Source organism: Streptomyces silaceus (genome assembly GCF_001419745.1).
Classification (GTDB): Bacteria; Actinomycetota; Actinomycetes; order Streptomycetales; family Streptomycetaceae; genus Streptomyces; species Streptomyces silaceus.
Genome location: NZ_LIRJ01000123.1, coordinates 1 through 12,159, shown reverse-complemented (window position 1 = coordinate 12,159; position 12,159 = coordinate 1). Strand labels below are relative to the sequence as shown.

Here is a 12,159-nt window from a genome sequence, read left to right as displayed (position 1 = left end):
TGGGAGCAGGCTAGTTCACGGGCGGCGCGCCGACGTCACGCGATACACGTCATAGACGCCTTCCACGCCACGGACGGCCTTCAGTACGTGCCCCAGGTGCTTGGGGTCGCCCATCTCGAAGGTGAAGCGGGAGGTGGCGACGCGGTCGCGGGAGGTCTGCACGGCCGCCGAGAGGATGTTCACGTGCTGGTCCGAGAGGATGCGCGTGACGTCCGACAGGAGCCGGGAGCGGTCCAGCGCCTCGACCTGGATGGCGACCAGGAAGACGGAGGACTGGGTGGGGGCCCACTCGACCTCCAGGATCCGCTCGGGCTCGCGCGAGAGCGAGTCCACGTTCACGCAGTCGTTGCGGTGAACCGATACTCCGCTGCCGCGCGTGACGAAGCCGATGATGGGGTCGCCGGGGACGGGCGTGCAGCAGCGGGCCAGCTTGACCCACACGTCGTCGACGCCCTTGACCACGACGCCCGGGTCGGCCTTGGCCCGGCGCTTGCTGCGGCCGCGGGCGGGCGGCGCGCTCTCGGCGATGTCCTCGTTGGCGGCCTCCTCGCCGCCGAGCGCCTGGACGAGCTTCTGCACGACGGACTGCGCGGTGACATGGCCCTCGCCGATCGCCGCGTACAGCGACGAGATGTCCGGGTAGCGCATCTCGTGCGCGAGCGTGACCAGCGAGTCTCCCGTGAGGATCCGCTGGATCGGCAGGTTCTGCTTGCGCATGGCGCGCGCGATGGCGTCCTTGCCCTGCTCGATCGCCTCGTCGCGGCGCTCCTTGGAGAACCACGCGCGGATCTTGTTGCGCGCCCGCGGCGACTTGACGAAGCCGAGCCAGTCGCGGGAGGGACCCGCGCCCGCGGCCTTGGAGGTGAAGACCTCCACCAGGTCGCCGTTGTCCAGGGTCGATTCGAGCGGCACGAGCCGGCCGTTGACCCGCGCTCCTATGGTGCGGTGGCCCACCTCGGTGTGCACGGCGTACGAGAAGTCGACGGGGGTGGCGCCCGCGGGGAGCGCTATGACGTCGCCCTTCGGCGTGAACACGAAGACCTCGTTGCGCGACAGGTCGAAGCGCAGCGATTCGAGGAACTCGCTCGGGTCCTCGGTCTCCTTCTGCCAGTCGAGCAGCTGGCGCAGCCACGCCATGTCGTTGAGGTGGTCGTCCTTGCCGCCGCCCTTCTTGGGCACGTCGGTGCGGACCTTGGAGGCGCCCGCGACGGCCTCCTGCTTGTACTTCCAGTGCGCGGCGATGCCGTACTCGGCGCGGCGGTGCATGTCGAACGTACGGATCTGCAGCTCGACGGGCTTGCCGTTCGGACCGATCACCGTCGTGTGCAGCGACTGGTACATGTTGAACTTGGGCATCGCGATGTAGTCCTTGAACCGGCCGGGGACCGGGTTCCATCGCGCGTGCACCGTGCCGAGGGCGGCGTAGCAGTCACGGACCGTGTCGACGAGGACGCGGATGCCCACCAGGTCGTAGATCTCCGCGAAGTCACGGCCGCGGACGATCATCTTCTGGTAGACGCTGTAGTAGTGCTTGGGGCGGCCGGTGACGGTGGCCTTGATGCGGGCGGCGCGCAGGTCGGCCTGGACCTCGTCGGTCACTATGGCGAGGTACTCGTCCCGCTTGGGGGCGCGCTCGGCCACCAGACGCACGATCTCGTCGTACATCTTGGGGTAGAGGATCGCGAAGGCGAGGTCCTCCAGCTCCCACTTGATGGTGTTCATGCCCAGGCGGTGCGCCAGCGGAGCGTAGATCTCCAGGGTCTCGCGGGCCTTCTTCTCCTGCTTCTCGCGCTTGAGGTACCGCATCGTGCGCATGTTGTGCAGGCGGTCGGCGAGCTTGATGACTAGGACGCGAGGGTCCTTGGCCATGGCGACGACCATCTTGCGGACGGTCTCGGCCTGGGCGGCCTCGCCGAACTTGACCTTGTCCAGCTTGGTGACGCCGTCGACGAGCAGGGCGACCTGGTCGCCGAAGTCGCGCCTGAGGGTGTCCAGGCCGTACTCGGTGTCCTCGACCGTGTCGTGGAGCAGGCCCGCCATGAGGGTGGCGGGATCCATGCCCAGCTCGGCGAGGATGGTCGTCACGGCGAGCGGGTGCGTGATGTACGGATCGCCGCTCTTGCGCTTCTGGCCGCGGTGCCAGCGCTCGGCGACCTGGTAGGCGCGCTCGATCTGGCGGAGCGTGGACGTCTCGATCTTGGGGTCGTTGCTCCGCACTATGCGCAGCAGCGGCTCCAGGACCGGGTTGTACGGGTTCGAGCGCTGGACGCCGAGGCGGGCGAGACGGGCCCGTACGCGGTTGGAGGAGCCGGACCGCGCGGGCTGGCCCGTGGCGGGCCGGATCGCGGGGGCCGTCGGGTGGTGGTCGGCGGGCGGCACCGGGCGGGGCCGCTCGGCCGGCTTGTCGCCCCGGGAGACCTCTCCCTGGACGCGCTGCGCTGACGTGCCGCCCTGCGGGCCCTCTGCCTTCTGCGCGGGCGCGGCGGAGCCCGCCGAGGGCTCCTTGCCCTGCTGGGCGGCCTTGGCGGCGGTGAGTGGCTGGGACTCGTCTGGCAAGAGCGCTCCCTGTGCGCGATCGGGGTCCCCCGGTCAGGCCCCGAAGAGCCCATGGTATCGATCCTGGGCCTTTCGCTCGCCTTCGGCCGGTGAGACAGCTCTGTACTGGAGAAACGCGAGGGGCGTGCGCCCGATTCCCGCCGGCTCCGCCCCGCGCGCCCCGGCGGGCCTCCCCCGCCTCTCGCGCCGCTCGCGGCACTCCCGCCGGGGCGCCGTCCAGAGCGGGAACCGGCCGAAACGACGAGGGGCGCCCCGGTGGATACCGGGACGCCCCTCGTGCCGTCCTGCGTGCCGCCGTGCGCGGCTCATGGCCTCAGACGGTGATCAGCGCCTCCAGCGGCGCCCCGTCCAGGGCCTGCTCCAGCTTCCGGCGGCCGTCGAGGAAGCCGAGCTCCATGAGGACCGCGACGCCGGCCACCTGCGCGCCCGAGCGCCGGATCAGCTCCAGCGAGGCCGCCGCCGTGCCGCCGGTGGCGAGGACGTCGTCGATGACCATGACGCGGTCGCCCGCGGTCAGGTCCTCGGCGTGCACCTCGATCTCGGCGCTGCCGTACTCCAGGTCGTACGCCTGGCGCAGCGTCGCTCCGGGGAGCTTGCCCGCCTTGCGTACGGGGATGAAGCCGAGCCCGGCGCGGAGCGCGACGGGGGCCCCGAGGATGAACCCGCGGGCCTCCAGACCGACGACCTTCGTGGCGCCGTGGCGCACGCTGAGGTCGGCCAGCGTGTCCGTGAGCGCGGTGAACGCGGCCGGGTCCGCCAGGAGCGGGGTGATGTCCTTGAACATCACCCCCGGCTTCGGGTAGTCCGGGACGTCACGGATGCGGCTGAGCAGCAGGCCCGTGACGTCTGCGAGCTCGGTCATCGGCGCTTCCCCGAGGGGCGGCCCTTGCCGCGGTTGCGCGACGTGGGCTGCGAGCGGGGGCCGACGACCGCCGCCGCGGCGTCCCCGTGCACGGTGTCCTCGGGCTCGTCGTCCACCGCGGACTCCGGCGCCTCCGCCGACTCGCCCTTCGCGGCGGCCGCCGCGCGCTTGGCGAGCACCCGCTTCTTGAGGGCCTTCATCTGCGGCTCGCGCTCCTTGAAGTCGGCGACGAGCGGCGTGGCGATGAAGATCGAGGAGTACGCACCGGCCGCGAGGCCGACGAACAGCGACAGCGAGATGTCGTTGAGCATGCCCGCGCCCAGGACACCGCCACCGATGAACAGCAGGCCCGCCACCGGGAGCAGCGCGACGACCGTGGTGTTGATGGAGCGCACCAGGGTGCCGTTGATGCTGCGGTTGGCGAGTTCGCTGTAGGTGTACTTCGTCTGCTTGGTGATGTCCTTCGACTGCTCCTTCAAGCTGTCGAAGACCACCACGGTGTCGTAGAGCGAGTAACCGAGGATGGTCAGCAGACCGATCACCGTGCCGGGCGTGACCTCGAAGCCGACCAGCGCGTACACACCCACGGTGATGGTGATGTCGTGGATGAGCGCGATCAGTGCGGCCAGGGCCATGCGCCACTCGAAGGCGATGGCCAGGTAGATCACCACGAGGACCATGAAGATCGCCAGGCCCTGCCAGGCCTTGTTGGCGATCTGCTCGCCCCAGCTGGGTCCGACGAGGTCCGCGTCGATGTCGGCGGCCTTGACGTCCAGGTCCTTGGCCAGGTCCTTCTTGATCTGGTCGGACTTGTTGATGTCGACGCCCGCGATCTGGATGCGGAGCTTGTCGTCACCGAGCTTCTGGACGATCGCGTCGTGGCCGGACGCCTTCTCCGCCGCCTGCTCGGCCTGGGAGACCGAGGCGGTGGTCTTCGGCGTGTTGAAGACGGCGCCGCCCTCGAACTCGATGCCCATGTTCAGGCCGCGCACCGCCAGGCCGACGATGGCCGTGATGGTGATCAGGATCGAGATGCCGTACCAGATCTTGCGCTTGCCGACGAAGTCGTAGCCGACCTCACCGCGGTAGAGCCTGGCGCCGAGATTGCCGAGCTTCGACATCTCACGCCTCCTTCGGGTCGACAGGGCCGGCGGTGGGAGCGGTGACACGGCGGGACCGGCGCAGCGGAGGCTTGGCGCCCAGTCGCTTCGGGTCGAGACCGGACCACTTGTGGCCGTTCGCGAAGAACTTCTTGCGGGCCAGGATCGTCATCAGCGGCTTGGTGAACAAGAACACCACGACGACGTCGAGGAGCGTGGTCAGGCCGAGCGTGAACGCGAAGCCCTGCACCTTGCCGACCGTGACCACGAAGAGCACGGCGGCGGCGAGGAACGACACGAAGTCGGAGACCAGGATGGTGCGCCGGGCGCGGGGCCAGCCCCGCTCGACGGCGGGCCGCAGCGTGCGTCCCTCGCGGACCTCGTCCCGTACGCGTTCGAAGAACACGATGAACGAGTCCGCTGTGATGCCGATGGCGACGATCGCACCGCACACCGCGGGGAGGTTCAGCGCGAACTTGATGGTCGGACCGAGCAGCGTCATGATCGTGTACGTCAGCGCCGCGGAGACCAGGAGGCTCGCGATGGCGATGAGCGACAGACCGCGGTAGTAGACCACCAGGTAGATGACGACCAGCGCGAGGCCGATGGCGCCCGCGATGAGGCCCGCGTGGAGCTGCTCGCCGCCGAGGGCCGGGCTGACCGTGGTGACGCTCTGCTCGTGGAAGGTCAGCGGCAGGGCGCCATAGGACAGGATGTTCGCCAGGTCCTTGGCCGACTCCTGGGTGAAGCTGCCGGAGATCTCGGCGTTCTTGCTCAGGGTCGTGTTGACGCTGGGGGCCGAGGCCACCTCGCCGTCGAGGACGATCGCGAACTGGTTCTGCGGAGGCTGCTGCTGCGAGAGCTTGCTGGTGATCTTCGAGAACTTGCTCGAGCCGTCCTTCGTGAACTCCATGTTGACGACCCAGGCGGCGGTCTGCTGCTGGATCACGGCCTGGGCGTCGTCGACGTCCTTGCCGTTGATCTCGGCCGGGCCGAGGATGAACTTGTCCCACGACTTGCCGTCGGGGCTCTTGCCGCAGGCGATGGTGTTCTCGGACGGCTTGGCGCCCTTGCCGGCCTTGGCGCGCTGCTGCTTGTCCGTGCAGTCGAGCTTGGCGAACTGCTCCTGGAGCTTGGCGGTGGCCGGGTCGGCGGACGGCGTGGACGACGGGTCGTCCTTCTTCTTCTCGTCCTTGGCCTTGTCCGAGGGGGTCGACGACGGCGTGGCGTCGGCCTTCAGGGCGTCGGTGACCGCGCGGCCCTGGGAGGTCGGAGTGGCGGTCGGGGAGGTCGCCTTGTCCGTGGCCTTGTCGCCGGCCTTGTCCTTCTCGTCCTTGCCCTTGTCCTTGCCGGACGAGCTGGCGGACGGCTCGGGCATGGGGGCGCCACTGGTCTGCGTGATCACCGGACGGAAGTAGAGCTGAGCGGTCGTGCCGACCTGGTCGCGTGCCTGCTTCTCGTTCGTCCCCTTGGGGATGTTGACGATGATGTTGCGATCGCCCTGGGTCTGGACCTCGGCCTCGGAGACACCCAGACCGTTGACGCGGTTGTTGATGATGTCAACCGCGGTGTTCATGTTGGTCGGGTTGATCGCGTTCTTCTGACCCGGTTCGTTCTTCGCCTCGAGCGTGATGCTCGTGCCGCCGGCGAGGTCGATGCCCAGGCGCGGCGTGGTGTGCCCGGAAAGGAACATTCCCCCGGTCAGCGCCACGAGGGCGATGAGGATGAAGAGCAGTGAGCGCCCCGGCTTCCCCTGGGCGCCCTGCCTTCGGCCCTTCTTCGGTGCTGCCACCTTCTCGTTCTCCCTGTCCAACCGCCCGGCGTCCGGTCCGTCCCCGTTGCGGTGCGGGTGGACCCGGGCGGGCGGCCATGAAGTGGTGTCGAGATTCGGCGCGAAATGCACGTGCTCCGGGACCCGTGGTGCGCGAGCGGCGCGCCCCGCGGGCCCCGGGCGTGACTACTTCGCGTCGGACTCGCCGTCGGTCTTCTTCGGCTCCGCGTCCTCGGCCGTGTCCTTCTTGCCGAGGTCGATGGGCGAGTCGTCGGAAGCGGCGGCGGGCTCGTCGTTCTCGGTCAGGGAGGAGGCGTCGTCCGGAACGACGGGGGTGTCCTCGTGGTCGCCCTCGGTGCCGTGCACGATGCGGTTGTACTCGTCGTCGCCCAGCACGGCGCCGATCGCGTTCTTCGCGTAAACCGCGTGGACACCGGGGGCCACCTCAAGAAGGACCGCGTCGTCGTGGACCTCCTTGACGGTGGCGTACATGCCGCCGATCGTGCGGATGCCGGTGCCGGGCGTCATCTCGTTGCGCATCTGCGCCGCGGCCTGCTGCTTCTTCTTGGCAGACCGGGTCATCAGGAACATGGCCCCGATGAGCACGATGAACGGGAGGAGGGTCACGATATTCACGGGACGGAGTTTCCTTCGCACGACCGCGCAGCTAAGCGGCCTGGTGGATGGGGGTGGGCACGCCGCCCGCAAAGGCGGCATCGGCGGAGTCTAAGCGAGTCCGCGCCTAACGAACAACGCTCAGCATGGCACCGCAGTTCCTGAGCGGGCGACTATCCGCGCCGTTGCGCCACTGTTCGACCGCCGGTGCGCGCTCCGCGCCCGGCCGCCGTGCCGCCGTCGCGCATCCGTCACGCCCCGAACAGGTCCTGTTGTCCCTTTCCGCCCCCGTGCTGCGGGGGCACGAGCCCCAGGTGGGCCCAGGCCGCCGGGGTGGCGACGCGCCCGCGCGGGGTGCGGGCGAGCAGCCCCTCGCGTACGAGGAAGGGCTCGGCGACCTCCTCGACGGTCTCGCGCTCCTCCCCCACGGCGACCGCGAGGGTCGACAGTCCCACGGGACCGCCGCCGAAGAGCTTGAGCAGCGCCTCCAGGACCGCCCGGTCGAGGCGGTCGAGACCGCGCTCGTCGACCTCGTAGACCGCGAGGGCCGCGCCGGCGATCTCCCGGGTGATCGCGCCGTCGGCCTTGACCTGGGCGTAGTCCCGGACGCGGCGCAGGAGGCGGTTGGCGATGCGGGGCGTGCCGCGCGAGCGGCCGGCGATCTCGGCGGCGCCGTGCGGGTCGATGCCCACGTCGAGCAGCGCGGCGGAGCGGTGCACGACGCGCTCCAGCTCCGCGGGCTCATAGAACTCCATGTGCGCGGTGAAGCCGAAGCGGTCGCGCAGCGGCGGGGGCAGCAGTCCCGCGCGCGTGGTGGCGCCGACCAGGGTGAAGGGCGGCAGTTCGAGGGGGATGGCGGTGGCGCCGGGGCCTTTGCCGACGATGACGTCGACGCGGAAGTCCTCCATGGCCATGTAGAGCATCTCCTCGGCGGGCCGCGACATGCGGTGGATCTCGTCGAGGAAGAGGACCTCGCCCTCCTGGAGGGAGGAGAGGATCGCGGCGAGGTCGCCGGCGTGCTGGATGGCGGGGCCGCTGGTGATCCGGATCGGGGCGCCCATCTCGGCGGCGATGATCATCGAGAGGGTGGTCTTGCCGAGGCCGGGGGCGCCGGAGAGCAGGACGTGGTCGGCGGTGGCCCCCCGCGCGCGGGCCGCCTTCAGGACGAGGTCGAGCTGCTCGCGGACCTTCTCCTGGCCGATGAACTCGTCCAGGTCCTTGGGGCGCAGGGCGGCCTCGACCGCCTGGTCCTCGCCGTCGGCGGACGCACCGACGAGCCGCTCGGCCGCGCCGGGTGCGGCGGTCGCGTCGTCGGTGGTGTCGTCCCAGTTCATGAGGTGTGCCTCGCGGTGATCGGTGCGGGGTGGCCGGCGGGAGGGCCGGCCGAGGTCAGCGGGTGCGGTTCAGCGTCTGGAGGGCGGCCTTGAGGAGCTGGCCCACCTGCGGGGTGCCTTCGGCGGCCTCGGCCTGCGGGGTGACGGCGACGACGGCCTCGTCGGCCTCGCGCGTGGCGTACCCGAGGCCGATGAGGGCGGCGTGCAGCTGGTCGCGCCAGCCGGCGGTGACGGCGGTGCCGATCGCGGGGCCGCCGGTGCCGAGGGGCTCGCCGAGGCGGTCCTTGTACTCAAGGAGGAGCTTCTGGGCGCCCTTCTTGCCGATGCCGGGGACGGCGGTGAGCGCCTTCTCGTCGCCCGTGGAGACCGCGCGGCGCAGGGCGTCGGGGGTGTGCACGGCGAGCATGGCCTGGGCCAGGCGCGGTCCGACGCCGCTCGCGGTCTGCAGCAGCTCGAAGGTCTGGCGCTCGTCGTCGTCCGCGAAGCCGTACAGCGTCAGGGAGTCCTCGCGCACGACCAGGGAGGTGGCGAGCTTGGCCTGCTGGCCGACGCGGAGGGTGGAGAGGGTGTTGGGCGTGCACTGGACGGCCATGCCGACACCGCCCACCTCGACCACCGCGAGATCGGGGGCGAGGGCGGCGACGGGGCCGCTGACGAAGGCGATCATGCGGTACGGCCTTTCTGTGCTGTGGAGGTCTTCGCTCCCGGCGCCTTCCCGGTCGGGGACTTCGCCGGCGGGCGTGCCGCGGTCTGCGCGGCGTGCCGGGCCACGGCCTGCTGGAGGCGGTTCTGCGCGGGGGCGCGCCAGATGTGACAGATGGCGAGGGCCAGGGCGTCCGCGGCGTCGGCGGGCTTGGGCGGTGCGTCGAGCCGCAGGATGCGGGTGACCATCGCACCGACCTGCGCCTTGTCGGCGCGGCCCGTGCCGGTGACGGCGGCCTTGACCTCGCTGGGGGTGTGCAGGGCGACGGGGATGCCGCGGCGCGAGGCGCAGAGCATGGCGACGGCGCTGGCCTGGGCGGTGCCCATGACCGTGCGCACGTTGTGCTGGCTGAAGACGCGCTCCACGGCGAGGACTTCCGGGTCGTGCTCGTCGAGCCACTGCTCGATGCCCTGCTCGATGGCGACCAGGCGGTGGCCGAGCTCCGCGTCGGGCGGGGTGCGGACCACGCCGACGCCGTGCATCGTCAACGGCCGTCCCGCGACGCCCTCGACGACACCGACACCACACCGGGTGAGCCCCGGGTCGACCCCCAACACGCGCACGTAGCCCCTCCAATCGCCTGTCTGTGCAGGCTATCGGGTCCCTCTGACAACGCGACGGGCCGACGGGGGTGTGTCCCGTCGGCCCGTTCGCACCCCAGAGGGGCGCGGGTCTGCGCGGAGCGCCTACGCGTCGACCTTCGCCATGACCTCGTCGGAGACGTCGAAGTTGGCGAAGACGTTCTGCACGTCGTCGCTGTCCTCCAGCGCGTCGATCAGCTTGAAGATCTTGCGGGCGCCCTCTTCGTCCAGCTCGACCTGCATGGTCGGGACGAAGTTGGCCTCGGCCGAGTCGTAGTCGATGCCGGCCTCCTGGAGCGCGGAGCGGACCGCGACCAGGTCGGTGGCCTCGCTGAGCACCTCGAAGGTCTCGCCGAGGTCGTTGACCTCTTCGGCGCCCGCGTCCAGGACCGCGCCGAGGACGTCGTCCTCGCCCAGCTCGCCCTTGGGGACGATCACGACGCCCTTGCGGTTGAACAGGTACGACACGGAGCCCGGGTCGGCCATCGAGCCGCCGTTGCGCGTCATGGCGACGCGGACGTCGGACGCGGCGCGGTTGCGGTTGTCGGTGAGGCACTCGATGAGCACCGCGACACCGTTCGGGCCGTAGCCCTCGTACATGATCGTCTCGTAGTCGGCGCCGCCCGCCTCGAGACCGGCGCCGCGCTTGACCGCGGAGTCGATGTTCTTGTTCGGGACCGAGCTCTTCTTGGCCTTCTGGATGGCGTCGAACAGCGTCGGGTTACCGGCGGGGTCGGCGCCGCCCGTGCGGGCCGCGACCTCGATGTTCTTGATCATCTTCGCGAAGAGCTTGCCGCGCTTGGCGTCGATCACGGCCTTCTTGTGCTTCGTCGTAGCCCATTTAGAGTGGCCGGACATCTGCCTGTCTCCTTCGCGTTACCCAACAACCAGTACGAACTCTCCCAGACCTTAAGGCCCCGGGGGGATCCCACGAGATCCTACAAGGATCCCGCGCGCCCGTTCCCCCGCACCATCTCCACGAAAAGCGCGTGGATGCGGTGGTCACCCGTCAGCTCGGGGTGGAACGACGTGGCGAGTGCGTTGCCTTGACGCACGGCGACGATGTGGCCCTCGTGCTCGGCGAGCACGTCGACCTGGGCACCGACCGACTCCACCCAGGGGGCCCGGATGAAGACACCCTCGACGGGGTCGCCCTCGACGCCCTTGACCGCGACGGCCGCCTCGAAGGACTCGTTCTGCCGCCCGAAGGCGTTGCGCCGCACGATCATGTCGATGCCGCCGACCGTCTCCTGGCCCGAGCGCGGGTCGAGGATCTTGTCGGCGAGCATGATCATGCCCGCGCAGGTGCCGTAGACCGGCAGACCGTCGCGCACGCGCGCGCGGAGGGGCTCCAGGAGGCCGAAGAGAGCGGCCAGCTTGGAGATGGTGGTGGACTCGCCGCCGGGTATGACCAGGCCGTCCACCTCGGCGAGCTCTTCGGGGCGCCGCACCGGCCTGGCCACGGCGTCCGCCGCGGCCAGGGCGATGAGGTGCTCCCGTACGTCCCCCTGAAGGGCGAGGACGCCCACTACGGGAGTGGTCATCACCAGCCTCGGTTCGCGTAGCGCTCGGTCTCGGGCAGGGTGTCGCAGTTGATGCCGACCATGGCCTCGCCGAGGTTGCGGGAGGCGTCCGCGATGACCTTCGGGTCGTCGTAGAAGGTGGTGGCCTTCACGATGGCGGCGGCGCGCTTGGCCGGGTCGCCGGACTTGAAGATGCCGGAGCCGACGAAGACGCCCTCGGCGCCGAGCTGGCGCATGAGCGCGGCGTCGGCGGGGGTGGCGACGCCGCCCGCGGAGAAGAGGACCACGGGGAGCTTGCCGAGCTCGGCGGTCTCCTTGACCAGCTCGTAGGGGGCGCGCAGCTCCTTGGCGGCGGCGTACAGCTCGTTGTTGTCGAAGCCGCGCAGCTTGGCGATCTCGTTCTTGATCTGGCGCAGGTGGCGGACGGCCTCGACGACGTTGCCGGTGCCGGCCTCGCCCTTGGAGCGGATCATCGCGGCGCCCTCGGCGATGCGGCGCAGGGCCTCGCCCAGATTGGTGGCGCCACAGACGAACGGGGTCGTGAAGGCGAACTTGTCGCTGTGGTTGACCTCGTCGGCCGGGGTGAGCACCTCGGACTCGTCGATGTAGTCGACGCCGAGGGACTGCAGGACCTGGGCCTCGACGAAGTGGCCGATGCGGGACTTGGCCATGACCGGGATCGAGACGGCCCCGATGATCTCCTCGATCATGTTCGGGTCGGACATCCGGGCCACGCCGCCGTCCTTGCGGATGTCGGCGGGCACGCGCTCCAGCGCCATGACGGCGACGGCGCCGGCGTCCTCGGCGATCTTCGCCTGCTCGGCGTTGACGACGTCCATGATCACGCCGCCCTTGAGCTGCTCGGCCATGCCGCGCTTCACGCGCGCGGTGCCGGTCTCGGGCGACGGGTTGCTGCTGGAGGGGGTGCTGGACACGGAGGTGACCTCACTCGGTGAAAGACGTTGTCGGCAACTCCGAGGAAACTCCCGGCGACCAGGCCACAGCAAGGGCCAATGGATGACCGGTGGCTCATTTTTCCGGGGCGCCCCAGGTCAGGGGGGTGCCGAGGGCCGCCGTGACGGCGTGGCGACGGGGCTCCGGGCGGGTGGAGGGC

General features: G+C 70.3%; 11 protein-coding genes. All 11 read right to left on the bottom strand.

What is annotated here, in order from left to right; translation table 11 throughout:
- Positions 1–15 precede the first annotated feature (15 nt).
- Positions 16–2,556, bottom strand: a complete 2,541-nt coding sequence (locus AOK22_RS13700; protein ID WP_055698906.1) for a RelA/SpoT family protein — start codon at positions 2,554–2,556, stop codon at positions 16–18.
- 313 nt (positions 2,557–2,869) lie between these two features.
- Complete coding sequence (locus tag AOK22_RS13695) at positions 2,870–3,418, bottom strand: adenine phosphoribosyltransferase (RefSeq protein ID WP_055698905.1); 549 nt, start codon at positions 3,416–3,418, stop codon at positions 2,870–2,872.
- Positions 3,415–4,539 (bottom strand): protein translocase subunit SecF, encoded by a 1,125-nt coding sequence (gene secF, locus AOK22_RS13690; protein WP_055698904.1) that lies wholly within the window; start codon positions 4,537–4,539, stop codon positions 3,415–3,417. The genes AOK22_RS13695 and secF overlap by 4 nt, the downstream gene beginning before the upstream one ends.
- Before the next feature lies 1 nt (position 4,540).
- Positions 4,541–6,310 carry a protein translocase subunit SecD gene (gene secD / locus AOK22_RS13685; protein ID WP_055698942.1) on the bottom strand — a complete coding sequence of 590 codons (1,770 nt, stop codon included), beginning with the start codon at positions 6,308–6,310 and terminating at the stop codon, positions 4,541–4,543.
- Between the two features lie 165 nt (positions 6,311–6,475).
- A complete protein-coding gene (yajC, locus tag AOK22_RS13680; RefSeq protein WP_055698903.1) occupies positions 6,476–6,925 on the bottom strand; it encodes a preprotein translocase subunit YajC in 450 nt (149 codons plus the stop codon).
- Positions 6,926–7,155: 230 nt separating this feature from the next.
- Positions 7,156–8,238, bottom strand: coding sequence for a Holliday junction branch migration DNA helicase RuvB (ruvB, locus tag AOK22_RS13675; RefSeq protein WP_055698902.1), 1,083 nt, complete (start codon positions 8,236–8,238; stop codon positions 7,156–7,158).
- A 55-nt stretch (positions 8,239–8,293) separates the two neighbouring features.
- Positions 8,294–8,905 carry a Holliday junction branch migration protein RuvA gene (gene ruvA / locus AOK22_RS13670; RefSeq protein WP_055698901.1) on the bottom strand — a complete coding sequence of 204 codons (612 nt, stop codon included), beginning with the start codon at positions 8,903–8,905 and terminating at the stop codon, positions 8,294–8,296.
- Positions 8,902–9,504, bottom strand: a complete 603-nt coding sequence (gene ruvC, locus AOK22_RS13665; protein ID WP_055698900.1) for a crossover junction endodeoxyribonuclease RuvC — start codon at positions 9,502–9,504, stop codon at positions 8,902–8,904. Before ruvC ends, ruvA begins: the two co-directional genes overlap by 4 nt.
- A 123-nt stretch (positions 9,505–9,627) precedes the next feature.
- The gene (locus tag AOK22_RS13660; protein ID WP_055698899.1) at positions 9,628–10,380 is read right to left on the bottom strand and encodes a YebC/PmpR family DNA-binding transcriptional regulator; all 753 of its coding nucleotides are present in this window, start codon (positions 10,378–10,380) and stop codon (positions 9,628–9,630) included.
- Positions 10,381–10,460: 80 nt separating this feature from the next.
- Positions 10,461–11,066 (bottom strand): pyridoxal 5'-phosphate synthase glutaminase subunit PdxT, encoded by a 606-nt coding sequence (gene pdxT, locus AOK22_RS13655; protein WP_055698898.1) that lies wholly within the window; start codon positions 11,064–11,066, stop codon positions 10,461–10,463.
- Positions 11,066–11,980: a pyridoxal 5'-phosphate synthase lyase subunit PdxS gene (gene pdxS / locus AOK22_RS13650; RefSeq protein ID WP_055698897.1), complete on the bottom strand. Its 915-nt coding sequence runs from the start codon at positions 11,978–11,980 to the stop codon at positions 11,066–11,068. The genes pdxT and pdxS overlap by 1 nt, the downstream gene beginning before the upstream one ends.
- Positions 11,981–12,159: the final 179 nt, after the last annotated feature.